Origin of the sequence: Streptomyces sp. TLI_55 (assembly GCF_900206255.1) — a bacterium.
In the GTDB taxonomy this organism is placed as follows: domain Bacteria; phylum Actinomycetota; class Actinomycetes; order Streptomycetales; family Streptomycetaceae; genus Streptomyces; species Streptomyces aquilus.
Map to the genome: position 1 here is coordinate 4,363,589 of NZ_OAOJ01000001.1, position 25,272 is coordinate 4,388,860.

The 25,272-nt window shown below is 68.0% G+C and carries 13 protein-coding genes and 3 rRNA genes; 8 read left to right on the top strand and 8 right to left on the bottom strand.

The window, feature by feature from the left end; genetic code table 11:
* Positions 1 to 197 precede the first annotated feature (197 nt).
* Genes CRP56_RS19980 through CRP56_RS20000 form a run of 5 tightly spaced genes read left to right on the top strand, consistent with a single transcriptional unit; the run spans position 198 to position 6,808 of the window.
* The gene (locus tag CRP56_RS19980; protein ID WP_097265899.1) at positions 198 to 1,007 is read left to right on the top strand and encodes a hypothetical protein; all 810 of its coding nucleotides are present in this window, start codon (positions 198 to 200) and stop codon (positions 1,005 to 1,007) included.
* Complete coding sequence (locus CRP56_RS19985; RefSeq protein WP_097265901.1) at positions 997 to 2,337, top strand: hypothetical protein; 1,341 nt, start codon at positions 997 to 999, stop codon at positions 2,335 to 2,337. Before CRP56_RS19980 ends, CRP56_RS19985 begins: the two co-directional genes overlap by 11 nt.
* Positions 2,334 to 3,893, top strand: a complete 1,560-nt coding sequence (locus tag CRP56_RS19990) for an SCO6880 family protein (protein ID WP_097265902.1) — start codon at positions 2,334 to 2,336, stop codon at positions 3,891 to 3,893. Before CRP56_RS19985 ends, CRP56_RS19990 begins: the two co-directional genes overlap by 4 nt.
* Before the next feature lie 14 nt (positions 3,894 to 3,907).
* Positions 3,908 to 5,338 carry an ATP-binding protein gene (locus CRP56_RS19995; RefSeq protein WP_079312623.1) on the top strand — a complete coding sequence of 477 codons (1,431 nt, stop codon included), beginning with the start codon at positions 3,908 to 3,910 and terminating at the stop codon, positions 5,336 to 5,338.
* Between the two features lie 18 nt (positions 5,339 to 5,356).
* On the top strand, positions 5,357 to 6,808 hold the full coding sequence (locus CRP56_RS20000) for a TraM recognition domain-containing protein (RefSeq protein ID WP_097274275.1): 1,452 nt from the start codon (positions 5,357 to 5,359) through the stop codon (positions 6,806 to 6,808).
* A gap of 35 nt (positions 6,809 to 6,843) precedes the next feature.
* Here the strand turns inward: CRP56_RS20000 and CRP56_RS20005 are convergent, their stop codons facing one another.
* The 5 genes from CRP56_RS20005 to CRP56_RS20030 form a co-directional block, all read right to left on the bottom strand.
* A complete protein-coding gene (locus CRP56_RS20005; protein WP_097265904.1) occupies positions 6,844 to 7,401 on the bottom strand; it encodes a GNAT family N-acetyltransferase in 558 nt (185 codons plus the stop codon).
* Between the two features lie 71 nt (positions 7,402 to 7,472).
* Positions 7,473 to 7,589: ribosomal RNA gene (gene rrf / locus CRP56_RS20010) — 5S ribosomal RNA — on the bottom strand.
* A gap of 94 nt (positions 7,590 to 7,683) precedes the next feature.
* Positions 7,684 to 10,805: ribosomal RNA gene (locus CRP56_RS20015) — 23S ribosomal RNA — on the bottom strand.
* Positions 10,806 to 11,112: 307 nt separating this feature from the next.
* Positions 11,113 to 12,638 (bottom strand): 16S ribosomal RNA (locus CRP56_RS20020).
* The 16S, 23S and 5S rRNA genes sit together here, the layout of an rRNA operon.
* A gap of 652 nt (positions 12,639 to 13,290) precedes the next feature.
* Positions 13,291 to 13,860 carry a MarR family winged helix-turn-helix transcriptional regulator gene (locus tag CRP56_RS20030; RefSeq protein WP_097265905.1) on the bottom strand — a complete coding sequence of 190 codons (570 nt, stop codon included), beginning with the start codon at positions 13,858 to 13,860 and terminating at the stop codon, positions 13,291 to 13,293.
* A gap of 140 nt (positions 13,861 to 14,000) precedes the next feature.
* Between CRP56_RS20030 and CRP56_RS20035 the strand changes: the two genes are divergently transcribed.
* Positions 14,001 to 15,269 (top strand): MDR family MFS transporter, encoded by a 1,269-nt coding sequence (locus CRP56_RS20035; protein WP_097265906.1) that lies wholly within the window; start codon positions 14,001 to 14,003, stop codon positions 15,267 to 15,269.
* 77 nt (positions 15,270 to 15,346) lie between these two features.
* On the opposite strand, the gene CRP56_RS20040 is transcribed toward CRP56_RS20035, so the two are convergent.
* Together CRP56_RS20040 and CRP56_RS20045 are read right to left on the bottom strand one after the other, a co-directional pair.
* Positions 15,347 to 16,984, bottom strand: a complete 1,638-nt coding sequence (locus CRP56_RS20040; protein WP_097265908.1) for an ATP-binding SpoIIE family protein phosphatase — start codon at positions 16,982 to 16,984, stop codon at positions 15,347 to 15,349.
* A 172-nt stretch (positions 16,985 to 17,156) separates the two neighbouring features.
* Positions 17,157 to 18,536 carry an NAD(P)/FAD-dependent oxidoreductase gene (locus tag CRP56_RS20045; RefSeq protein ID WP_097274277.1) on the bottom strand — a complete coding sequence of 460 codons (1,380 nt, stop codon included), beginning with the start codon at positions 18,534 to 18,536 and terminating at the stop codon, positions 17,157 to 17,159.
* A gap of 379 nt (positions 18,537 to 18,915) precedes the next feature.
* Between CRP56_RS20045 and CRP56_RS20050 the strand changes: the two genes are divergently transcribed.
* Complete coding sequence (locus tag CRP56_RS20050) at positions 18,916 to 19,686, top strand: TetR/AcrR family transcriptional regulator (RefSeq protein ID WP_097265909.1); 771 nt, start codon at positions 18,916 to 18,918, stop codon at positions 19,684 to 19,686.
* Positions 19,687 to 19,965: 279 nt separating this feature from the next.
* Positions 19,966 to 21,864 carry a sigma-70 family RNA polymerase sigma factor gene (locus tag CRP56_RS20055; RefSeq protein WP_097265910.1) on the top strand — a complete coding sequence of 633 codons (1,899 nt, stop codon included), beginning with the start codon at positions 19,966 to 19,968 and terminating at the stop codon, positions 21,862 to 21,864.
* Between the two features lie 24 nt (positions 21,865 to 21,888).
* On the opposite strand, the gene CRP56_RS20060 is transcribed toward CRP56_RS20055, so the two are convergent.
* Complete coding sequence (locus CRP56_RS20060) at positions 21,889 to 25,212, bottom strand: BTAD domain-containing putative transcriptional regulator (protein ID WP_097265911.1); 3,324 nt, start codon at positions 25,210 to 25,212, stop codon at positions 21,889 to 21,891.
* Positions 25,213 to 25,272 lie beyond the last annotated feature (60 nt).

The window sequence follows — 25,272 nt, forward strand, 5'->3', positions numbered from 1 at the left end:
TAGCGGGTCGGCCGCCCATCCCTCCAGTCCCCCGGGCGCGCCCGGCTGTCCCCCACCACCCACCCGCCCGTCGTGCCCACCGGCTGAGGTTGCGTTTCCCTGATGTCCAGTCACCACACCGCGCCCGCGCGGGAACCAGCACGGCTACCGTCGTATGCCTACGAGTTTCCGCACGACGTCGAGGGGGCGTACGCGGCATGAGTCTCGGGGACGAACGCGAGGGCTCCGGCGGTTACGGAGGCACGGGCCAGACCCGCACCCGCCTGCCGGACACCGGCGGCGACGTGTACGGCGGCGCCCGAAGAGGCGGCCGCTCGTCGTCCCGCAGCCTCGTCACGGTGGTCGGCGTGGTGGTGATCCTCATCGCCGCGATCGCCTTCGCGAACCGCGGCGGAGACGACACCACATCGAAAACAGACGGCGCCGACAAGCCGGTGACCTCACCGACAGCGGCGACCGGGAAGACACCGGTGAAGTCGGGGTACGCCCGGGATCAGCAGGGGGCGCAGAGCGCGGCGGCGAATTATGCGGTGGCGTTGGGATCGGCCGAGATGTTCAACAAGGCCAAGCGTGACGCCATCCTGCAGGCCATCATCACGCCTTCCCGGGTCTCGCAGTTCGAAGGAACCCTCGACAAGGCATACACCCCGGAGTTCAACAAGAACGTCGGCCTGAACGAGGACGGCTCCACACCGCAGGGTTACACGTTCGTATCCCGCACCACCCCGATCGGCACCAAGGCCACCCAGGCATCCGCCGACAACGCGACGGTCGAGGTCTGGTGCAGCGGTCTCCTGGGCCTGGCCGGCGAGAACTCCACCAACCCGGTCACCAGCACCTGGTTCACCATCACCATGCAGCTCCAGTGGACCGGGGGGGACTGGAAGATCGTGACGCACTCCCAGAAGGACGGCCCCTCGCCCGTTCCCGGCGACGACAGGGCCTCCAGTGCCGACGAGATGGCGAAGGCCGTCGAAGAGTACGGAGGGTTCACCTATGCCCGGTAGCCGACGCGTACTCAAGGTCGCCGCTGTCGTCACGGCCGTACAGACCACAGCCGTCCTCCTGGCGACACGCGCCTTCGCCGCACCCACACCGTCGCCCACGCCTACGTCCAGCAATGACCCCTGCGACCTGATCCACGGCCCCGCCAAGGACTACTGCGAAAAAGGCCGCGGCACCGGCTCCGGCGGATCCACCACCCTCGACCCCACCTCCTCCCTCGACCCCCTCTCCTCCCTCGCCAAGGGCTGTGCCGACGCCGCCTCCTGGACCGTCGACAAGCTCAGTGAGGCCGTGAAGGACACCGCGAACGTCGACTTCACCAACCCCAAGTTCCTCCAGCAGTACGCGGTCGTCTTCGCGGCGTCGACCGTCCTGACCCTGCTTCTCTGGCTGCTCGCCGTCGCCAAGCGCGCGGTACGAGGCGTCCCCCTCTCCACCGCCATCGGCGAAGCGATCGGGTTCCTCTGGCTCACCGTCCTGGCCTCCGCCTTCACCCCGCTTATCCTCTACACCGTCGTATCGGCGACCGACGGCATCACCGAGGTCCTCGCGAAGACGACCGGCGACCAGACGGACACGTTCTTCGGCACCTTCTCCGGCGCCCTCAACAAGGGCGAGGACATCGGCGGCGGCCCGATCATGCTGATCGTCGTCTCACTCGTCAGCATCCTCGCCGCCGGAATCCTCTGGCTGGAGCTCGTCATCAGGGCCGCCCTGCTCTACGTGGGCGCGCTGCTCGGCACCGTCGTCTACGCCGGCCTCGTCGACAAGAACCTCTGGGGCCACGTCCGCCGCTGGGCGGGCATCATGATCGCGGTCATCCTGGTCAAACCGGTGATCGTCATCGTCCTCGGCCTCGCCGGCGCCCTGTCCACCGACGACGGCCCCGACGCCTTCTCGGCGGTCGTCTCCGGCCTCGCCATCATCCTGCTGGCGATCTTCGCATCGGCGATGATCTACCGCTTCGTCCCCGGCTTCGGCGACGAGATCGCCGGCTCCCGCAACAACCGCATCATGCAGGGCGCGGAGGGGAAGGCCGCGGCCGTCATCAGCAGCCCCGCCACCCTCGTCGCCCAGGGCATCAAGACCCACAGCACCCGGGCCGACAACAACGGCGGCGGACAAGCCTCCGGTGGCGGTGCCCGCCCCTCCAACCCGGCCTCCGGCGGCGTCGCCGCCCACAGCACGCGCGGCTCGAACGGCGGCGGCGGTGGCGGCGGATCTGTCCCCTCCGCCGCCCCCTCGCCCCGCTCGAGCAGCCCGGTGAACACACCCCATGCCAGCAACACCCGCAACAGCAGTAACAACCGCTCGGGAGGTGAAGGGCGTTGACGACCGAGTCCCACGTGTCCCATCCGGTCACGCCCCGCCGGACATATCTGATCGGCCGCGCCCGGCCGAACGCGATCGTCGGCAGGAATCGTGAGACCGGCGAGATCGCGCTCATCATCGGCGGCGCGTTCCTCGGCATGATGTGCGGGCTCCTCGTCCCGGTGCTGTCCCTGCGCATCGTGCTGCTGATGGGCTTCCCGCTGCTCGCGCTGGCGGCGGTCTACGTCCCGTACAAGCACCGCACGTTCTACAAGTGGTTCGAGATCAACCGCAGTTACAAGCGCACCCTGAAGCAGGGCACCGTCTACCGCTCCGGCGTCATGGAGGCCGGCATCCGCGTCGACGGCCGCGAGGTCGAGGTCGGCCCGCCCCCCGGCATCGGCCGCATCAGCTGGCTCGCCGCCCCCTTCGGCCCCGACGAGATCGCCGTACTCCTGCACGCGGACCGCAGGACGGTGACGGCCGCGATCGAGATCGAGGGCCCCGGCGTCGGTCTGCGCGACTCCGAGGACCAGGAGGCGCTGGTCGACCGCTTCGGCACGCTGCTCAAGCACGTGGCCAACGGCGACGGCTTCGTCACCCGCCTCCAGATGCTCGCCCGCACCCTCCCCGCCGACCCGGACGCCCACGCCAAGGACGTGGCCGTCCGCGGCGACGAGAAGTCACCGGGATGGCTGCAGCAGTCGTACGACCAGCTCCAGTCCATGGTCTCCACCAGCAGCGAGCAGCACCGCGCGTACCTCGTCGCCTGCATGCACTACACCCGCGAGCTCTCCGCCGAGGCGCACGCGATGGCCCGCGCGGCCCGCCCCCAGTCGGGCCGCAAGCTGGACCGCGACGCGGGCCTGGCGGTGGTCATGGCGCGCGAGCTGACCGACATCTGCTCCCGCCTCCAGGAGGCGGACATCAGGGTCCGCCAGCCGCTCGGCCAGGGACGTCTCGCCTCGCTCATCCACTCCATGTACGACCCGGACCACCCCATCGACCACATCCAGGCGATGACGAAACGGAACGCCTGGCCGGCCGAGCTGGACGCCATGGAGCCCACGTTCCTCCAGGCCAAGACCCGCGAGTCGTCGACCCGAGCGCCCTGGTGCCACGCCACCGCCTGGGTGAAGGAGTGGCCGATGACCCCCGTCGGCGTCAACTTCCTGGCGCCCCTCCTCGTCCACACCCCGGACGTCATCCGCACGGTCGCCGTGACGATGGACCTCGAACCCACCGAGGTCGCCATCGAGCGCATGCTGACGGAGAAGACGAACGACGAGGCGGAGGCGTCCCGCGCCGCCAAGATGAACCGGACCGTCGACCCCCGTGACATCGCCGCCCACAACCGCCTCGACCAGCGCGGCGAGGACCTGGCGAGCGGCGCGGCCGGCGTCAACCTGGTCGGCTACATCACCGTCTCCTCGCGCTCCCCCGAGGCCCTGGCCCGCGACAAGCGGACCATCCGGGCCTCGGCCGGAAAGTCGTACCTGAAGCTGGAGTGGTGCGACCGCGAGCACCACCGCGCCTTCGTGAACACCCTCCCGTTCGCCACCGGAATCCGAAGGTAGAGGCTGATGCGCTGATGCGGGACCCGCTCTCCGTCCTCACCGACGCCTTCACGTCCTTCCTCTTCGGGAAGGTCGAGACGACCCGCCTGCCCGTCCGCACCTCCACGGGCCAGGCCCAGGCGGTCTACCTGCCCACGGCGGCACCGGGGCTGGGCGACTCGGGCGTCATCATCGGCCGCGAGGTCTACTCCGGCAAGGGCTACATCTACGACCCCTTCCAGCTGTACGGCCAGCAACTCCCGGCCCCGCACTGGCTGGTCCTCGGCGAGTCCGGCAACGGCAAGTCGGCACTGGAGAAGACGTACGTCCTACGGCAGTTGCGCTTCCGGGACCGGCAGGTCGTCGTCCTGGACGCGCAGGGCGAGGACGGCGTCGGTGAATGGAACCTCATCGCGCAGGAGTTGGGAATAACTCCTATCCGCCTGGACCCGATGGCCGCCCTGGACATGGGGATCCGCCTCAACCCGCTCGACCCCGCGATCACGACGACGGGCCAGCTCGCGCTGCTCCGGACCATCATCGAGGTCGCGATGGGCCACGGCCTGGACGAGCGCTCGGGCTTCGCCCTCAAGGTCGCGCACGCCTACGTCAACGAGACCATCGTCGAACGCCAGCCGGTCCTCACCGACATCGTCGAGCAGCTACGGCATCCCGAGCCGGAGTCGGCCGAGGCGATGAACGTCGACATAGACGATGTACGGGCGTGGGGCCTGGACGTCGCCCTGGTCCTGGACCGGCTCGTCGACGGTGACCTGCGCGGCATGTTCGACGGCCCCACGACGGTCGGCATCGACCTGGACGCCCCGCTGATCGTCTTCGACCTGTCCCACATCGACCGCAACTCCATCGCCATGCCCATCCTCATGGCCATCGTCGGCGTGTGGCTGGAGCACACCTGGATCCGCCCCGACCGGAAGAAGCGCATCTTCCTGGTCGAGGAGGCCTGGCACATCATCAACAGCCCCTTCGTGGCCCAGCTTTTCCAGCGCCTGCTGAAGTTCGGCCGACGGCTGGGTCTGTCGTTCGTGGCGGTGGTCCACCACCTGTCCGACGTCGTCGACGGGGCGGCGGCGAAGGAGGCCGCGGCGATCCTGAAGATGGCGTCGACCAGGACGATCTACGCGCAGAAGGCGGACGAGGCGAGGTCGACGGGACGGGTCCTGGGCCTGCCCCGCTGGGCGGTGGAGATCATTCCCTCGCTCACCCCCGGCATCGCGGTGTGGGACGTCAACGGCAATGTCCAGGTGGTCAAACACCTGATCACCGAGACGGAACGCCCGCTCGTCTTCACGGACCGCGCGATGACCGAGTCCTCCGCCGACCGCGACCTGACGGACGACGCCCTGCGCGCGGCCGAGCTGGAGGCGGAGGAACGGGCGGCGGCCTTCGTGGAAGCGCACATGGAGCAGCAGCACCTGGGCGGCTCCGAGTCGACGGTGGCGTAGGCAGGGAGGCGGGCTGTGGTGAGACCTGACGACCGCCGGCAGGAGGGCCAGGGCGGCATCCCGGACGGGCTGCTGGTCGGCATACTCGCCTTCCTCATCGGCATGACGCTGATGGTCTGGTCGGCCACCGGCCTGGCCGGCTGGTTCGCCCACGGCTCCTGGCCCGACGGCGTCACCTTCACCCGCACGCCCCTGGCCATGCGCCAACTCATCGGCCAGCCCCACGACATGCCGGGCGCCTGGCCGAAGACCCCGGCGGCCCAGCTCTCCGGCTACGGCCTCTTCTGGGGCCTGTTCATCGGCCAGCTGATGGTCCTGGTCGTGCTCACCGTGTTCGTACTGGGGACGGTGGCCCGTTGGAGGGCGCTACGACGGACACGAAAGGCGGCACCACCGGTGGCGCCGAAGGCCGTGGCCGTCGAACAGCCGCCGACGGCTCCCGCCTTCGAGGAACCCGTTGTCGAAACGGTCACGCACCACGAGGTGCCCACACCGAGGGCGGAACCGCTACCCATGCCCGTCTCCGCGACGACGGTCCCCCAACGGGTGGAGAAGGTGCTGGTCGCTCCGAGGGAGACCCGCCAGACCACGGCCACCCAGGCGGTCCGCGACGCGGAGGGCCCCACCCTGGTGGTCACGTCCAACCCCGCCATCTGGTCGGACACCAAGGACGCCCGCGCGAAACTGGGCCCGGTCCACCTCTACGACCCCACCCACCTCTGCGACACCCCGGCCCGCCTGCACTGGTCCCCCACGGCAGGCTGCGAGGACAAGCAGACGGCGAAGGCGAGAGCCGCGGCCCTCCTCACCCCGGTCCGCCCGACCGCCCGCCTCGACCAGGCGGTCAGCGACACCGCGGAAACGCTCCTGCGGAGCTATCTGCACGCCGCCGCCATAGACGGCCGCACCATCCGCCACGTCCACCGCTGGTCCCAGGGCACCCAGATCCAGGACGCGGTACGCATCCTCCGTACGAACCCGAAGGCGGCCCCCGGCGCGGCGGGCGAGCTGGAAGCCACCCTCACCGCTCACCCGGAACGCCGGGACATCGCCCAGGAGTTGACCGGCCGCGCGCTCTCCGCGCTCTTCACGGTGAACATCCGTGAGGCCTGCACTCCAAACCGCTCTGATGCGCTTGCCTTGGATTCCTTCGTCGACGAAGGGGGCACGCTTTATGTAGTGGGGGAGTCCATCGAGGACCCCAGGACCAACCCGGGCGCGATGCCCCTCCTGACGGCCCTCGTCTCCAGCGTGGTCGAGCGCGGCCGGCACATGGCCGAACGGTCATCCTCCGGTCGCCTCGACCCACCACTGACGCTCGTCCTGGACGACGTCGCCGCAGTGGCTCCGCTTCCCCAGCTCCCGGAGCTGCTGGCCACCGGAGCGGACCGGGGCCTGCCGACCCTGGCCCTGCTCCGGTCAAGGGAACAGGCAAGGGCCCGCTGGCCGCACGACGAACTACCGGTCTGACCCCGAAGGACAGCCTGTCTTCTCACCCTGTCTTTTCAGCCTGCCTTCTCCAGCACGAACTCCAGCTCGTTCTCCCCTTCGTGCCCGGCCAACGGCACGACCTTCCCACTGGGCACGAACCCGGCCTTGCGGTAGAACGCCTGAGCCCGCGGATTGTCCTCGTGCACGATGAGCCGTACGGCCTCCACCCCACGCCCCCAGGCCCATTCCACAGCGGCGTCGAACAGCGCCTTGGTCACTCCGCCGCCACGCCACTCGGGCCGCACGAACACGGCGACGACATGTCCTTGCCGCCGCTCCACAGGGAAGCCGGCCCAGTCCGTCGTCCCGGCATCCTCGATCAACATGACGACGGATCCGACCCAGGTCCCGTCAGCGGCCTCGGCAACGAACTGAAGAACCCCACCCTCGGGATCCGATCCCCCGGCTGCCCGTTCCTGCCAGAAGGAGTCCGGCCGGCCAACAGCGTCCTCGTACGTCTCCAGGAAGGCGACGGGTGCGGCCGGGTCCTGCAACGCGACCAGCCGCAACTCCTTCACGGCGGGCCACTCGTCGGCGCGTATGGAACGGATCTCGAAATTCGTGCTGCTCATGCCGGTAACCGTAGCCGAAACGCAGAAAACCCCCGTACCGAATTAACGGTACGGGGGTTTTCTCAACATTTGTTCGGCGGCGTCCTACTCTCCCACAGGGTCCCCCCTGCAGTACCATCGGCGCTGTAAGGCTTAGCTTCCGGGTTCGGAATGTAACCGGGCGTTTCCCTCACGCTATGACCACCGAAACACTATGAAACTGTCAAACAATGCCGCACCATGCCGTGACCAGGCATGGGGCTGTTCGTGGTTTCAGAACCAACACAGTGGACGCGAGCAACTGAGGACAAGCCCTCGGCCTATTAGTACCGGTCACCTCCACACGTTACCGTGCTTCCAGATCCGGCCTATCAACCCAGTCGTCTACTGGGAGCCTTACCCCATCAAGTGGGTGGGAATACTCATCTCGAAGCAGGCTTCCCGCTTAGATGCTTTCAGCGGTTATCCCTCCCGAACGTAGCCAACCAGCCATGCCCTTGGCAGAACAACTGGCACACCAGAGGTTCGTCCGTCCCGGTCCTCTCGTACTAGGGACAGCCCTTCTCAATATTCCTGCGCGCGCAGCGGATAGGGACCGAACTGTCTCACGACGTTCTAAACCCAGCTCGCGTACCGCTTTAATGGGCGAACAGCCCAACCCTTGGGACCGACTCCAGCCCCAGGATGCGACGAGCCGACATCGAGGTGCCAAACCATCCCGTCGATATGGACTCTTGGGGAAGATCAGCCTGTTATCCCCGGGGTACCTTTTATCCGTTGAGCGACGGCGCTTCCACAAGCCACCGCCGGATCACTAGTCCCGACTTTCGTCCCTGCTCGACCCGTCGGTCTCACAGTCAAGCTCCCTTGTGCACTTACACTCAACACCTGATTGCCAACCAGGCTGAGGGAACCTTTGGGCGCCTCCGTTACTCTTTAGGAGGCAACCGCCCCAGTTAAACTACCCATCAGACACTGTCCCTGATCCGGATCACGGACCCAGGTTAGACATCCAGCACGACCAGACTGGTATTTCAACGACGACTCCACCCGAACTGGCGTCCGAGCTTCACAGTCTCCCAGCTATCCTACACAAGCCGAACCGAACACCAATATCAAACTGTAGTAAAGGTCCCGGGGTCTTTCCGTCCTGCTGCGCGAAACGAGCATCTTTACTCGTAGTGCAATTTCACCGGGCCTATGGTTGAGACAGTCGAGAAGTCGTTACGCCATTCGTGCAGGTCGGAACTTACCCGACAAGGAATTTCGCTACCTTAGGATGGTTATAGTTACCACCGCCGTTTACTGGCGCTTAAGTTCTCAGCTTCGCAACCCCGAAAGGTCACTAACCGGTCCCCTTAACGTTCCAGCACCGGGCAGGCGTCAGTCCGTATACATCGCCTTACGGCTTCGCACGGACCTGTGTTTTTAGTAAACAGTCGCTTCTCGCTGGTCTCTGCGGCCACCCCCAGCTCGAGGAGCAAGTCCTCTCACCGGTGATGGCCCCCCTTCTCCCGAAGTTACGGGGGCATTTTGCCGAGTTCCTTAACCATAGTTCACCCGAACGCCTCGGTATTCTCTACCTGACCACCTGAGTCGGTTTAGGGTACGGGCCGCCATGAAACTCGCTAGAGGCTTTTCTCGACAGCATAGGATCATCCACTTCACCACAATCGGCTCGGCATCAGGTCTCAGACTATGTGCAGGGCGGATTTGCCTACCCTGCGTCCTACACCCTTACCCCGGGACAACCACCGCCCGGGATGGACTACCTTCCTGCGTCACCCCATCACTCACCTACTAACCGCTTGGTTCGGCGGCTCCGCCACTCCCCTCAACTCCGAAGAGATCAGGGCGGCTTCACGGCCTTAGCATCACGATGCTCGATGTTTGACGCTTCACAGCGGGTACCGGAATATCAACCGGTTATCCATCGACTACGCCTGTCGGCCTCGCCTTAGGTCCCGACTTACCCTGGGCAGATCAGCTTGACCCAGGAACCCTTAGTCAATCGGCGCACACGTTTCTCACGTGTGAATCGCTACTCATGCCTGCATTCTCACTCGTCAACCGTCCACAACTCGCTTCCGCGGCTGCTTCACCCGGCAGACGACGCTCCCCTACCCATCACAGCAGGCGTTGGCCCTATTGCTGCAATGACACGACTTCGGCGGTACGCTTGAGCCCCGCTACATTGTCGGCGCGGAATCACTAGACCAGTGAGCTATTACGCACTCTTTCAAGGGTGGCTGCTTCTAAGCCAACCTCCTGGTTGTCTGTGCGACTCCACATCCTTTCCCACTTAGCGTACGCTTAGGGGCCTTAGTCGATGCTCTGGGCTGTTTCCCTCTCGACCATGGAGCTTATCCCCCACAGTCTCACTGCCGCGCTCTCACTTACCGGCATTCGGAGTTTGGCTAAGGTCAGTAACCCGGTAGGGCCCATCGCCTATCCAGTGCTCTACCTCCGGCAAGAAACACACGACGCTGCACCTAAATGCATTTCGGGGAGAACCAGCTATCACGGAGTTTGATTGGCCTTTCACCCCTAACCACAGGTCATCCCCCAGGTTTTCAACCCTGGTGGGTTCGGTCCTCCACGAAGTCTTACCTCCGCTTCAACCTGCCCATGGCTAGATCACTCCGCTTCGGGTCTTGAGCGCGCTACTATACCGCCCTATTCGGACTCGCTTTCGCTACGGCTTCCCCACACGGGTTAACCTCGCAACACACCGCAAACTCGCAGGCTCATTCTTCAAAAGGCACGCAGTCACGAGATATGTGCAAGCACATATCCGACGCTCCCACGGCTTGTAGGCACACGGTTTCAGGTACTATTTCACTCCGCTCCCGCGGTACTTTTCACCATTCCCTCACGGTACTATCCGCTATCGGTCACCAGGGAATATTTAGGCTTAGCGGGTGGTCCCGCCAGATTCACACGGGATTTCTCGGGCCCCGTGCTACTTGGGTGTCTCTCAAACGAGCCGCTGACGTTTCGACTACGGGGGTCTTACCCTCTACGCCGGACCTTTCGCATGTCCTTCGCCTACATCAACGGTTTCTGACTCGTCCCACGGCCGGCAGACCGTGGAAGAGAGATCCCACAACCCCGTATACGCAACCCCTGCCGGGTCTCACACGCATACGGTTTGGCCTCATCCGGTTTCGCTCGCCACTACTCCCGGAATCACGGTTGTTTTCTCTTCCTGCGGGTACTGAGATGTTTCACTTCCCCGCGTTCCCTCCACATACCCTATGTGTTCAGGTATGGGTGACAGCCCATGACGACTGCCGGGTTTCCCCATTCGGAAACCCCCGGATCAAAGCCTGGTTGACGACTCCCCGGGGACTATCGTGGCCTCCCACGTCCTTCATCGGTTCCTGGTGCCAAGGCATCCACCGTGCGCCCTTAAAAACTTGGCCACAGATGCTCGCGTCCACTGTGCAGTTCTCAAACAACGACCAGCCACCCATCACCCCGCCACACTCGGCGAGTTCACTGGGGCCGGCATCGAAGTACAGCCATACGGCCGCTACTTCAGACACCCAACAGCGTGCCCGACACACTCCCCGCTTCCCTCAACGTTCCACGCTCCGAAGAGCAGTACTAGAAGGAGAAGACAATCAAGTGTGCCGAATAATCAACGTTCCACCCATGAGCAACCAGTGCGAGACGTTCGCTCGCATGCTGGCCTCTGACCGAGCAAGCCCGGTAAGAAGTGCTCCTTAGAAAGGAGGTGATCCAGCCGCACCTTCCGGTACGGCTACCTTGTTACGACTTCGTCCCAATCGCTGGTCCCACCTTCGACAGCTCCCTCCCACAAGGGGTTGGGCCACCGGCTTCGGGTGTTACCGACTTTCGTGACGTGACGGGCGGTGTGTACAAGGCCCGGGAACGTATTCACCGCAGCAATGCTGATCTGCGATTACTAGCAACTCCGACTTCATGGGGTCGAGTTGCAGACCCCAATCCGAACTGAGACAGGCTTTTTGAGATTCGCTCCACCTCACGGTTTCGCAGCTCATTGTACCTGCCATTGTAGCACGTGTGCAGCCCAAGACATAAGGGGCATGATGACTTGACGTCGTCCCCACCTTCCTCCGAGTTGACCCCGGCGGTCTCCTGTGAGTCCCCATCACCCCGAAGGGCATGCTGGCAACACAGGACAAGGGTTGCGCTCGTTGCGGGACTTAACCCAACATCTCACGACACGAGCTGACGACAGCCATGCACCACCTGTACACCGACCACAAGGGGGCGACCATCTCTGGCCGTTTCCGGTGTATGTCAAGCCTTGGTAAGGTTCTTCGCGTTGCGTCGAATTAAGCCACATGCTCCGCTGCTTGTGCGGGCCCCCGTCAATTCCTTTGAGTTTTAGCCTTGCGGCCGTACTCCCCAGGCGGGGAACTTAATGCGTTAGCTGCGGCACCGACGACGTGGAATGTCGCCAACACCTAGTTCCCACCGTTTACGGCGTGGACTACCAGGGTATCTAATCCTGTTCGCTCCCCACGCTTTCGCTCCTCAGCGTCAGTAATGGCCCAGAGATCCGCCTTCGCCACCGGTGTTCCTCCTGATATCTGCGCATTTCACCGCTACACCAGGAATTCCGATCTCCCCTACCACACTCTAGCTAGCCCGTATCGAATGCAGACCCGGGGTTAAGCCCCGGGCTTTCACACCCGACGTGACAAGCCGCCTACGAGCTCTTTACGCCCAATAATTCCGGACAACGCTTGCGCCCTACGTATTACCGCGGCTGCTGGCACGTAGTTAGCCGGCGCTTCTTCTGCAGGTACCGTCACTTTCGCTTCTTCCCTGCTGAAAGAGGTTTACAACCCGAAGGCCGTCATCCCTCACGCGGCGTCGCTGCATCAGGCTTTCGCCCATTGTGCAATATTCCCCACTGCTGCCTCCCGTAGGAGTCTGGGCCGTGTCTCAGTCCCAGTGTGGCCGGTCGCCCTCTCAGGCCGGCTACCCGTCGTCGCCTTGGTGAGCCGTTACCTCACCAACAAGCTGATAGGCCGCGGGCTCATCCTTCACCGCCGGAGCTTTCAACCCCCACCCATGCGAGTGGAAGTGATATCCGGTATTAGACCCCGTTTCCAGGGCTTGTCCCAGAGTGAAGGGCAGATTGCCCACGTGTTACTCACCCGTTCGCCACTAATCCCCACCGAAGTGGTTCATCGTTCGACTTGCATGTGTTAAGCACGCCGCCAGCGTTCGTCCTGAGCCAGGATCAAACTCTCCGTGAATGTTTTCCCGTAATCGGGATGAACACCACGAGAGCGGAACCACCGGAGGAATAATCCGGCAGTTCACAGCGTCCTCGCTGTGTTATTTCAAAGGAACCTCGCCCCAGTCAGAATGACTGGAGACGGGGTATCAACTAATCTGGCGTTGATTTTTGGCACGCTGTTGAGTTCTCAAGGAACGGACGCTTCCTTTGTACTCACCCGAGAGACTCTCTCAGGCTTTCCTCCGGGCTTTTCCCTTCGGTCTTGCGTTTCCGACTCTATCAGATCGTTTCCGGTTCTGATTTCCTCGGCGCTTTCCAGGTTTCCGCTTTCGCGTTTCCCTTTCCGGCGGTTCCGACTCTATCAGATCCTTTCGGGCCTGACTCCCAGTCAGAGGGGCTTGTCTTCCCGGCTGTTGGGCCGTTCCGACGTCTCAAACCTTAGCGGATCCTTCCGGCAGTTGCTAATCGAGCTGCCGTGCCCGAATCGAATTGAATTCGGGCACACCGAATTCACCCCGGCTGGGAGATCGTGCTGATGGTTTGTTGTGCCGCTGATGCGGCGGGAGGTGTTGTCGAAGAACCGTTACGGCTCGGCGGCAACCCGAAGAACTCTACGGATCCGTGAGGGGGCTGTCAAGCACCCCCTGTCAAGATCTTTTCGGGGGACGTCAGTCCAGGTCGGTGAGGCGGCCGCCCGCGTCCGGCTGGGCGTGCTCCACCCTGCGCAGGAGGCGGGTGAGGACATCGCCGAGAGCCGTCCGCTCCTCCGGGGACAGGTCCTGGAGGAGGTCCTCCTCGAAGACCGTCGCCATGCGCATGGCCTCCAGCCACTTCTCGCGGCCCTCCGCGGTCAGCTCCACGATGACGCGGACGCGGTTGGACTCGTCGCGCTCCCGGGTGACCAGTCCCTCCGTGACCATCCGGTCGATGCGATGGGTCATGGCGGCCGGCGTCAGGCCGAGGCGCTTGGCGAGCTCGCCGGGGCCCATCCGGTAGGGGGCGCCGGAGAGGACGAGGGCCTTGAGGACCTCCCAGTCGGTGTTGCTGATGCCGAGGGCGGAGGTCTGACGGCCGTAGGCGACGTTCATCCGGCGGTTCAGTCGCGACAGTGCCGAGACGATCTGTTCGACCTGGGGGTCGAGGTCCTGGAACTCGCGCTGGTAGGCGGCGATCTGTTCCTCGAGTGTCGGCTCGCTGCCGATGTGGAGACTGCCGGGACCGCCGGGGGTGTCAGCCATGGACGCAGTATGGCACGCGGCCGCTTGGCGTTGAAGTCCTTCTCTGTGTACTCTTTAGCTCTGAAATTTAGCTTCGAAGTCTTCGGTTCTAAGTACTGAGGCACTCCAACTACCTGAGAGAGGTGAACGTGACCAGGGCGATGGGCGCAGCGATGCGCCGGATTCACGTGGGTAACGCACTCAGCGCGTTCGGGCTCGGCTTCACCGTCCCCTACCTGTACGTCTATGTGGCGCAGGTGCGGGGGCTGGGGGCCATGACGGCGGGGCTCGTCCTCGCCGTCTTCGCCGTGGCCGCGCTGATCGTGCTGCCGTTCGCCGGCCGGGCGATCGTGCGGCGTGGCCCGCTTCCGGTGTTGCTCGTCGCCCTGGTCACGGCCGCGCTGGGCGCGCTGAGCCTGGGGCTCGCGAGCAACGCGACCACGGTCCTGCTGTCGGCGGCCGCGCTGGGCGCCGGCCAGGCCGTGATGCAGCCCGCCCTGGCGACGATGATCGTGGACTGCTCCACGTCGGAGACCCGCTCCCGGGCCTTCGCCATGCAGTTCTTCCTGCAGAACCTCGGGCTCGGCGTGGGCGGACTCATCGGCGGTCACCTCGTCGACACCACGAACGTCTCCTCGTTCACCCTCCTCTTCGCGATCGAGGCGGCGATGTTCCTGCTGCTCGCCGTGGTGATGTCGACGGTGCGGATGCCGCGCGCGCCGCGGATCGAGGGTGCGCCGTCCGCTTCCGCCAAGGGCAGCTGGAAGCAACTGCTGGGGAACCGGGCGATGGTGCAGCTGTGCGTGCTGGGCTTCGTGCTGTTCTTCGCTTGCTACGGGCAGTTCGAGTCGGGTCTGGCCGCGTACGGCGTCGAGGCCGCCGGGATCTCCACGTCCGCGCTGGGGACGGCGCTGGCCGCCAACACGGCGATGATCGTCGTGGCGCAGTTCGCGGTTCTGAAGTTCGTGGAGCGGCGTCGGCGCTCGCGGGTGATCGCGGCGGTCGGGATCATCTGGTCGGTGGCGTGGGTCGTGGCGGGGTACGCCGGGCTCGGCCACGGCAGCCAGGCCATGGCGACGGCCGCGTTCGTCTCGACGTACGCCCTCTTCGGTCTGGGCGAGGCGATGCTGTCCCCGACGGTCGCCCCGCTGGTGGCCGACCTCGCCCCGACAGGCATGGCGGGCCAGTACAACTCGGCCTTCGCCCTGGTGAAGCAGCTCGCCCTGGCGGTGGGCCCGGCGATCGGCGGCCCGATGGGCGCGTCCCTGCACGCCCCGTACGTCGTGACGTTCCTGCTGTTCTCGGTGGGCATCACGTACTTGGCGCTGAGGCTCGGCCGTCAGCTGACACCGGCGCAGGACCACCCGTGGCGAGCAAGGAGCCGCGTGGTGGCCCAGGGCGGCACACAGCAAGAATCCGTCGCCGCGTAACTGGAGATACCTAAGGGGCGCGGGGAACTGCGCGACAAGCCACAGCGAGCCCGCAGTCGCCACACAACCCCGCGCCCCTACCCCTTAGGCAGCACGAACTCGCACCAAACCGCCTTCCCGCCCCCAGGCGTCCTCCGCGACCCCCAGTTCGAAGCAATGGTCGCCACAATCGCGATACCCCGCCCCGATTCATCCCCGGGTTCAGCCTTCCGACGCCGAGGCAGATGGTCGTCCCCGTCCGTCACCTCGATGATCAACCGCCGATCAGTACGGCGAAGCCTCAACCGCATCGGCGGCGTCCCGTGCTGCAACGAGTTCGCGACCAGTTCGCTCGCCGCCAGCACCCCCAGGTCATGCAGCTCCGCCGGGAACCGCCAACTGGTCAGCACGCCGGAGGCGAACGCACGCGCGCGTGGCGCCGCCTCCACCCCGCCGAGGAGTTCGAGCGCGGCGTTGCGGAAGAGGTCGCTGTCGGGGCCCGTACGGGACGGGTGCTGGAGGACGAGGACGGCGACGTCGTCGTCGTGGTCGGCGGTGACGCCGGCGGAGCGGACGAGGCGGTCGCAGACGACCTGGGGCGTGCCGGTCGCGCCGGACAGCGCGCGCTCCAGGGACGCGATTCCCTCGTCCAGGTCCTCGTCGCGGCGTTCGACGAGGCCGTCGGTGTAGAGGACCGCCGTGGCGCCGGGGCCCAGCGGGATCGAGCCGGAGGCGTGGATCCAGCCGCCGGTGCCGAGGGGCGGGCCGGTCGGCTCGTCCGCGCGGAGTACCGCGCCGCTCTCGTCGCGGACCAGGATCGGGAGGTGGCCGGCGCTGGCGTACACCAGCTTGCCCTCGTTGGGGTCGTGGATGGCGTACACGCAGGTGGCGATCTGGTTGGCGTCGATCTCCGTGGCGAGGCCGTCGAGGAGTTGGAGGACCTCGTGCGGGGGCAGGTCGAGGCGGGCGTACGCGCGGACCGCCGTACGGAGTTGGCCCATGACGGCTGCCGCGCGGACGCCTCGGCCCATGACGTCGCCGATGACGAGGGCGGTGCGGCCGCCGCCGAGGGTGATGACGTCGTACCAGTCGCCGCCGACGGCGGCCTCGGTGCCGCCGGGCTGGTAGGTGGCGGCGATGCGGAGGTCGTCGGGTTCCTCCAGGACCTGGGGGAGCAGGGAGCGCTGGAGGGTGACGGCTGTTTCGCGCTGGCGGCGTTCGCTCGCTCTGAGGCGCTCGGCGGCTTCGGCGTGGTCGGTGACGTCGGTGGCGAAGACGAGGACGCCGCCGTCGCCTTCCGACACCGGGGTGCAGGTGAAGGTGTAGCAGCGGCCGTCGGGGGCCTTGCGGGACTTGATCGTGCGCGGCTTGCCGCTGCGCAGGACCTGGTCGAGGAGGGGGAGGAGGCCCGTCTCGTGGAGCTCGGGGAGGCCTTCGCTCGCGGGTGCGCCCGGGGAGCGGGGGCCGAAGGCGGTCACATAGGCGTCGTTGACGTAGGCGAGGCGGTGGTCGGGGCCGTGGACCAGGGCGACGAGGGCCGGGACGCGGTCGAGGACCTCGCGCACGGGGAGTTCGTCGACGGCGGGGACGGGGGGTGCGTCGTCGGTGAGCTGTTCGGCGCGGGCCGCGGGTACGGCGCCCTCCCCGATTCGGTCCGGGGTGAGCTCGTGGTCGGTCCGCGCGGCTGCGCGGCGCTGCGTTCCGGGGAGCCGGGCGCTCCAGCGCGTGAAGTTCACGAATCCTTGCCTCGTGTCGTCGTCTTCGGCCGGCTCCGGACCCGGCCTGGGTCCTCGCGGGTTCGGTGGGCGGGCGTCCACCCGTCCTGGGTCGGGGATCAGTGTGGCAGTGTGACCGACCGGGCCGACATCCGTCAGACGCCTGCCCCGCCGGTGGAGTTCCTGGGTCCGGTCAGGACGACCCCTTCGGGTCGTTCGTGGGGTCCTGAGGAGGCTTTCCACCGGCCGCGAGTTCGAACTCCGCTCGGGGATGTTCGAGCGAACCCAGCGAGACGATCTCCCTCTTGAAGAGCCCGGACAGGGTCCATTCGGCCAGGACGCGGGCCTTGCGGTTGAAGGTGGGGACCCTGCTGAGGTGGTAGACGCGGTGCATGAACCAGGCAGGGTAGCCCTTCAGCTTGCGTCCGTAGACGTGTGCGACGCCTTTGTGGAGGCCGAGGGAGGCCACCGATCCGACGTACTTGTGGGAGTACGTCTCCAGGGGCTCGCCCTTGAGCGCGTGGGCGATGTTGTCGCCAAGGACCTTGGCCTGGCGCACCGCGTGCTGGGCGTTGGGGGCGGTCTCCTTGCCGGGTTCCCCGGCCGTGACGTCGGGGACGGCTGCCGCGTCTCCGGCCGCCCACGCGTGCGTGGCGCCCTCGATCGTGAGCTGGGCGGTGCATTTCAGCCGACCTCGGTCCGTGAGCGGGAGGTCGCTGGCGGCGAGGACCGGGTGGGGTTTGACGCCGGCCGTCCAGACGACCGTACGGGTCGGGAAGCGGGCGCCGTCGCTGAGGACGGCGACCCGGTCGGCGCAGGATTCGAGGCGGGTGTCGAGGCGTACGTCGATGTTGCGGCGGCGCAGTTCGGTGACGGTGTAGCGGCCCAGCTCAGCGCCGACCTCGGGGAGGATGCGGTCGGAGGCCTCCACGAGGATCCACTTCATGTCCTCGGGTTGGACGTTGTGGTAGTACCGCGCGGTGTAGCGGGCCATGTCCTCCAGTTCGCCGAGCGCCTCCACGCCCGCGTAGCCGCCGCCGACGAAGACGAAGGTGAGGGCGGCGTCGCGGATCGCGGGGTCCCGGGTGGAGGAGGCGATGTCCATCTGCTCGATGACGTGGTTGCGCAGGCCGATGGCCTCCTCGACGGTCTTGAAGCCGATGGCGTGGTCGGCGAGACCGGGGATGGGCAGGGTGCGCGAGACGGAGCCGGGGGCGAGGACGAGTTCGTCGTACGTCAGCTGCCGGGCGCCCGTGCCCTCCTCCTCGGTGGCGAGGGTGGTGAGGGTGGCGGTGCGCTTGGCGTGGTCGATGGCCGTGGCCTCGCCGATGATCACGGTGCAGTGGTCGAGGACGCGGCGCAGCGGCACGACGACATGGCGCGGGGAGATGGAACCGGCGGCCGCCTCGGGAAGGAAAGGCTGGTAGGTCATGTAGGGGTCGGGAGTGACCACCGTGATCTCGACTTCTCCGCGCCTGAGTTCCTGTTTCAGCTTCCGCTGGAGACGCAGGGCCGTGTACATCCCGACGTAGCCGCCGCCGACAACGAGAATGCGCGCGCGTTCCTTCACCACCCCATGACGCACCCGGCGCTTGAGTTTGTCCACAGCCCCGACAATTTGTGTGACCGGCGACCTCGTGTGCGCGGGGTTGGCCGAATCGACGGCGTGCGGGGAAGGATTGCAGGTCAGCGGGTGTGCGCCGGGGGTCACCAGAGGGTGCAATCGGGACGTATACGACCCGTACTCCTTTCGGGGGGCGCTCTGTGCGGAACCTGCCCCTTCTGAATTGACTCCCACTCAACTATGTTCGTGTGTCGACGGGGTGTAGGGGGATGCGCTCATCGGGTCCGCGACGGGCGGCCCGTGAACCGGGTTCGTTCCCTGTGTCGCCCCGGCCTTTCAGTGGCGGGGAGAGTCTCCGGGGGGAGACGTCATTACCGGGGGATCGCTTATGCATGTTCAGGACTCTCATTGGTCTTCCGCTTCCGCCATCGCACCCGGTGGCGGAGCGATGAGCGCGGCGGTGGGCAACGGACGCGGGGACGCGTCCCGCTCGACACCGCTGCGCGTGGACGCACAGCGCAATCTGGAGCACGTACTGCGGGCCGCGCGCGAGGTCTTCGGCGAGCTGGGGTACGGCGCGCCGATGGAGGACGTGGCGCGTCGCGCGCGGGTCGGTGTCGGCACGGTGTACCGGCGCTTCCCGAGCAAGGACGTCCTGGTGCGCCGGATAGCCGAGGAGGAGACCTCCCGGCTGACCGACCAGGCGCGTGCGGCGCTCGGGCAGGAGGACGAGCCGTGGTCGGCGCTGTCGCGCTTCCTGCGGACGTCGGTGGCCTCGGGTGCCGGGCGGCTGCTGCCGCCGCAGGTGCTGCGGGTCGGCGTTCCCGAGGAGCAGGCCGGGCAGGCCGGCGGTGCCGTCTTCGACGAGGCGCGGGTGCCGCAGCAGCGGACCCAGCCGGGCTCCGGTGAGTTGCGGCTGGTGTCGGAGGAGTCGCTGTCGGCCGACGACACGGGGGCGGCGGCGCTGCTCGACGTGGTGGGCCAGCTCGTGGAACGGGCGCGGGCGGCGGGTGAGCTGCGGGCGGACGTGTCGGTGTCGGACGTGCTGCTGGTGATCGCGACGGCGGCGCCCTCGCTGCCGGACGCGGCGCAGCAGGCGGCGGCTTCGGCGCGACTGCTGGACATCCTGCTGGAGGGTCTGCGGTCGCGGCCGTCGTGAACACCCGCGCGACCGGTGACTCGAACGGGTGACGACGGGGTGTGAGCGGTACACCGCTCACACCCCGGTCGCATTCCGGTCTTTTCGGATACGTCCCCCAACTTCCGCGTGAGCGACGTCAGTTGACCTTTCCCCAGATGGGTGACGGCTAGTACTGCCTTGCCAAAGGTCCCCACGGACGAGTGGATGCCCCGTACTGCCGGGGCCCGGTCAAAAGCCGATGTGGCACTCTGACCCGGTGTTCGGGACGGGCAGGGCAGGCGGCGGGGGCTTTCCGCGATGAGTGTTGACGGGCGGGACGAGTCACACGGTGACGGTGAGCCGGACGGCCTCGCGTCTCCCCAGGTACCGAGCCAGGGCGGACGGGCGGGCCGCCCGCACAGCGGCGGCGACCCGGTCGAGGGCAGCGTCCCGACGCAGCGCGACCGGCGCGAGGACAGCGTCCTGCCGCCGCCCCGGGATCTGCCGCCCTCCGACGCCGACCTGATCGGCCGGATGCGCTCGGGCGACGACACGGCCTACGAGGAGTTGTACCGGCGCCACGCGAACGCGGTGCGCCGCTACGCCCGCACCTGCTGCCGGGACGCCCACACCGCCGACGACCTCACCGCCGAGGTCTTCGCCCGCATGCTCCAGGCGGTGCGCGGCGGCTCGGGGCCCGAGCACGCCGTACGTGCGTATCTCCTGACCACCGTCCGACGGGTCGCCGCGAACTGGACGAAGTCCGCGAAGCGGGAGCAACTGGTCGACGACTTCGCGCTGTTCGCCGCGCAGTCCGCGCGCGTCAGCGAGGTCTCCGACGACGACACACTGGACCTCGGCGCCGACGTCCGCGCGATGCACGAGGCCGAGCAGTCCATGGCCATGCAGGCCTTCCGGTCGCTGCCCGAGCGCTGGCAGGCCGTGCTGTGGCACACCGAGGTCGAGGACGAGTCGCCGAGCGATGTCGCCACGCTCTTCGGACTCGACGCCAACGGCACGCGTGTGCTGGCCTCCCGCGCCCGCGAGGGCCTCAAGCAGGCCTACCTCCAGGCCCACGTCAGCGCGACCCTCGCCGACGACGAGGAGTGCGCCCGCTACGCCGACCAGCTCGGCACCTACGCCCGCGGCCGGCTGCGCACCCGCGCCGAACGCGGGCTGCGCAAGCACCTGGAGGAGTGCGCCAAGTGCCGCCTCGCGGCCGCCCAGATCTCCGAGGTCGCGAGCAGCATCCCCGCCGTCGTACCGGTCGCCGTCATCGGCTGGTTCGGTGCCGCCGGGTACGCCAAGGTCGCCGCGCTCATCGCCGGTGGCACCGGAGCGGGCGCGGCCGGTGTCGCGGGCGCCGCGGCGGCGAGCAGCGGCTCGTCGGGCGGGGCGGGCGCGGCCGGCGGCGCGGCGGCCTCCGAGGGGGTGGGCGCGCCGGTCAAGGTCGGGATCGCGGCCAGTGTGCTGGTCGCGGCGGGCGTGGCCGCGGCGCTCGCCTTGTCCGGCAACGACCGGCCGGCCGACAACAAGCCCGAGGCCAGGCCGCCCGCCTCCACGCCGGTGGCCGAGCCCGCGGAGGAGACGCCCGAGCCGCCGAAGAAGCAGCCCGCGCCCGTGCCTCCGGTCATCGCCCCGGCCCCCAGCCCTACACCGACCCCCACCCCGACGCCCAAGCCCACCCCCAAGCCGACGCCGACCCCCACACCGAAGCCGAAGCCGAAGCCCAAACCGACCCCGACACCCACCCCCACTCCGACACCCACGCCCACCCCCGCCCCGGCCGTCTACCAGTGGAGCGAGCTGGCGTACAACGTCAACGGCGACGGCACCAACCCGGAGATGCGGATCGCCGAGAGCAGCTGGGTGTGGCAGCGGTACGGCGTCTCGATCGCGGACAAGAGCTACACGCACGGCGTGACCGTGCACGGCCGCTCCTCCGTCACCATCGACCTCAACCGCGCCTGCACCTCCTACGACGCCTACGTCGGCGTCGACGACATGACCCTCGGGCTCGGCAAGATGTACTTCTCCGTCTACGCCGACGGCGTCCAGCTGTGGAAGTCCGGCATGGTCCAGGGCGGGGACGCGGCGATCCCGGTCCATGTCGACCTCACCGGGCGCAAGACCGTACGGCTCGTCGTCGAGCCGCACAGCGAGTACGACGACCTGCTGCTGGCGGACTGGGCCGAGTCGAAGTTCCGCTGCTCGTAGAGCCCGGTCCCGCCCCGCCGCGTTTCAGAGGCCGGTGACGCCCGCGCGCAGGGCCGCGTCGAGTTCGTCGAGGACGTCGGCCGGGGTGAGGGTGGCGCCGCGCGCGTGCTCCTCCTCGTACCGCGCCGCTCCCAGCCCGGTGCGGGCCGTGGACTCGGCGTGCTCGGCGCGGGCCGCCTCCGGCATGGAGCGGCTCTCGTGGCCCCGCCAGTGCCCGGCCGCGGCCAGCAGCCTGGTGGCGCGGGGAAGGTCGCCGAGGTCGGCGAGCAGCGCCGCCGTGACGTCCACGAGCGTCGCCACGATCAGGTCGGCGCACTGCTTGTCCACGGCCTCCCGAACCGTGGCGACCAGCTTGGGCAGTCCGTGCCCCGGGCCGGACTCGGCGACCGTCACCATGGCCTCGACCGCGTTCAGCATCACGACGAACTGCGGGGGCGGCGTGCCCCGCGCGGTCTCCACGCGGGCCTCCTCCAGAAGCTCGCGCGCGGTGGCGGTGTCCTTGTCGTCCAGCGCGACATGCGCCCGCAGCATCAGCACGAACGCCCTGCTGTCCCCGACGCCGTACCGGTCGGAGGCCTCGCTCGCCTCGTCCAGGGCCGTGATCGCGGCCGAGCGGTCGCCCGCGCGGTAGGCGATCTCGGCGAGGCGGGCGATGAGGAACGGCGTCTCCGTGTACGCCCCGACCTCGTAGGCGAGTTGCAGCGCCTCCTCGTACGCCCCCTTCGCCTCCTCCAGCCGGCCGCGGGCCATGGCCGTCTCCCCCGCCGCGCTGTACACCTGGGCCCGCAGCCAGCGGTCACCGACGCGGCGGCTGAGGACCCGCAGCTCCGCGAGGTCGTCGTCCACGCCCGGCATGCCGCCGGGCGAGTCGACCGCCATGTGCGTGCGGAACATCAGGGTGACGCCCAGCTCCCAGTCGCCGCCGTACGTGCGGCAGTTGGCGATCGCGGTGTCCAGGATGCCCCGGGCGTCCAACCGGTCGCCCACGAAGAACGAGGTCAGCGGCCAGACGAGGCCGGGCATCCGGGCCGCCTGCGGGCCGCCCTTCTCGAAGTACGCCCGCACCTGGGCGAGGTACTCGCCCATCCGCTCGTCCGGTATCCGGTCGCGCGCCTCGATCTCCGAGACGAGCAGGATGTGCAGCATCCGCAGCTCCATGCGGAGCTCGTACAGCGGGTGTCCGGCCCCGCCGTCCGGCGCGGAGAGCAGCACGTCCATGGGGTCCAGGGACTCCAGGAGCGAGCAGCGAGCCTGGGGATCCTCGGGGAGCGGGGCCACGTCCAGCGCCGCGCCCAACCGCAGGATCCGGTCGACCCAGTCGGCGCCCTCGCGCCGGTAGTTGCGCAGCCACCAGAACCAGCCCATGTTCACGGCCAGCGCGCCCGCCGCCGCCTCGTCCCCGTCCTCGACGGCTCGGTGCAGGGCCGCGCGGATGTTGTCCAGCTCCGCCTCCAGGCGGGAGATCCACGGGAGTTGGCCGACCGAACGCAGCACGGGCTCGGCCTCCGCGACCAGGGCGCTGGCCCACGCGCGGTGCCGCCGCTCGGCGCCGGCACGCTGCTCCGGGGCCTCGGCGGCGCGCTCCACGGCGTACTCGTGGATCGTCTCCAGCATGCGGTAGCGCATCGCGCCGCCGCCGTCCGGGGCCTCGGACGGGGCCGCCACGATCAGGGACTTGTCGACGAGCGCCCCGATCAGCTCGGCGGCGGGGCCGGTGCACACGGCCTCCGCGGCGGCGAGGTCCCAGCCGCCCGCGAACACCGACACCTCGCGCAGCACCGTCCGCTCCCGCTCGTCGAGCAGGTCCCAGGACCAGTCGACGACCGCGCGCAGGGTCTGCTGGCGGGGCAGGACCGTGCGACTGCCGGAGGTGAGGAGGCGGAAGCGGTCGTCGAGGCGGTCGGCGATCTGCCGGGGCGTGAGCATCCGCAGACGGGCCGCCGCCAGCTCGATGGCGAGCGGCAGTCCGTCGAGGCGGCGGCAGATCTCCGCCACGGCGTCGGAGTCGCGGAGGACGAGGTCCGCCGCGTCCGGGCGGACGGCCGTCGCGCGCTCCGTGAAGAGCCGGTGGGCCTGGTCGGGGAGGAGGGGCTCGACCGGGCGCACGGACTCGCCGGGGACACCCAGGGGTTCACGGCTGGTCGCGAGGATCGTGAGCCCCGGGCAGTGGGTGAGGAGGGTTTCGGCGAGGTGGGCCGTCGCCTCGATCACATGTTCGCAGTTGTCAAGGATCAGGAGTTGGCTGCGCGGGGCGCAGTACTCGACGAGGAGGGTGAGCGGGTCCTCCTGCGGGGTGGACAGCTCGGTGGCCATCAGCACGGTCTGCCGCAGACCGAGGGCGCTGACCACCGCGCCGGGCACCGCCTCCGGGCGGTCCAGCGGTGCCAGTTCGACCAGCCAAGCCTGCGGCAGCGCGGCGGCGGCCTCCTCGGCGAGGCGGGTCTTTCCAGAGCCTCCCGGTCCGGTGAGGGTGACGAGCCGGGCCCTGTGCAATTCGGAACGGATGGCGTCGAGTTCGGGTTCCCGGCCCACGAAAGAGTTGAGGCGGGGACGGAGGTTGCCGGTGCGGGCGGGTCCGGGGGCAGGGGATGCGGGGTCGGGGGATGCGGGGGCCGCCTCGGCTGCCGGTGGCGCCGGGGCCAGGAGTTCGGCGTGCAGGGCGCGCAGTTCCGGGCCCGGGTCGGTGCCCAGGCCCTCGGACAGGGCTCGGCGGGCCGTCTCGTACGCGGCCAGGGCGTCGGCCGGGCGGCCGGTGTCACGCAGGGCGCGGACGAGGAGGGCGTGCAGCTTCTCGTCGTACGGGCGGGCCGTGGTCAGCTCTGTCAGTTCCGGTACGACGTCCTGGGCGCGGCCCAGACGCAGGGACGCCTCCGCGCGGGTCCTGGTCGCCTCCAGGCGGAGCGTCTCCGGGCGGGTCGCGGCGGTGCGGTCGGGGAGGTCGGCGAGGGCCGGGCCGTGCCACAGGGCGAGGGCCTCGTCCAGGGCGCGGGCGGCTGCGCCGGGGTCGCCGGTGTGGAGGGCCTCAACGCCCTGGTGCACGAGGCGTTCGAAGACGAAGAGGTCGACGTCCGTCCTGGCCGCGTCGAGGCGGTAGCCGCCGGGCGTCGAGACGATCGTCGCCTTGCCGATGGCGCGGCGCAGACGGCCCACGAGGGCCTGGAGCGCCGCGTTGGCGTCCTGGGGCGGGGTGTCGGCCCAGATGTCGTCGATGAGGGTGTCGGGGGTGAGGGTGTGGCCCGGTCGGAGGGCGAGGGCGGTGAGCAGCGTTCGGACTCGGGCACCGCCCAGGGGTACGACGGTGCCGTGGTCGTCCGCTGCCTGGGTGACACCCAGAATTCTGTACCGCACCGGGTCATTGTCGCCGGGGAGGCCGCGAGGGGCACGGGGTTTGTGGGTGGTGGGGTGTCG

Bases quoted from the DNA above. Each gene is read 5' to 3' on its own strand.
- CRP56_RS19980 (WP_097265899.1), top strand. From the start codon at position 198: ATGAGTCTCGGGGACGAACGCGAGGGCTCCGGCGGTTACGGAGGCACG.
- CRP56_RS19985 (WP_097265901.1), top strand. From the start codon at position 997: ATGCCCGGTAGCCGACGCGTACTCAAGGTCGCCGCTGTCGTCACGGCC.
- CRP56_RS19995 (WP_079312623.1), top strand. From the start codon at position 3,908: ATGCGGGACCCGCTCTCCGTCCTCACCGACGCCTTCACGTCCTTCCTC.
- CRP56_RS20005 (WP_097265904.1), bottom strand. From the start codon at position 7,401: ATGAGCAGCACGAATTTCGAGATCCGTTCCATACGCGCCGACGAGTGG.
- CRP56_RS20030 (WP_097265905.1), bottom strand. From the start codon at position 13,860: ATGGCTGACACCCCCGGCGGTCCCGGCAGTCTCCACATCGGCAGCGAG.
- CRP56_RS20035 (WP_097265906.1), top strand. From the start codon at position 14,001: ATGGGCGCAGCGATGCGCCGGATTCACGTGGGTAACGCACTCAGCGCG.
- CRP56_RS20050 (WP_097265909.1), top strand. From the start codon at position 18,916: ATGCATGTTCAGGACTCTCATTGGTCTTCCGCTTCCGCCATCGCACCC.
- CRP56_RS20055 (WP_097265910.1), top strand. From the start codon at position 19,966: ATGAGTGTTGACGGGCGGGACGAGTCACACGGTGACGGTGAGCCGGAC.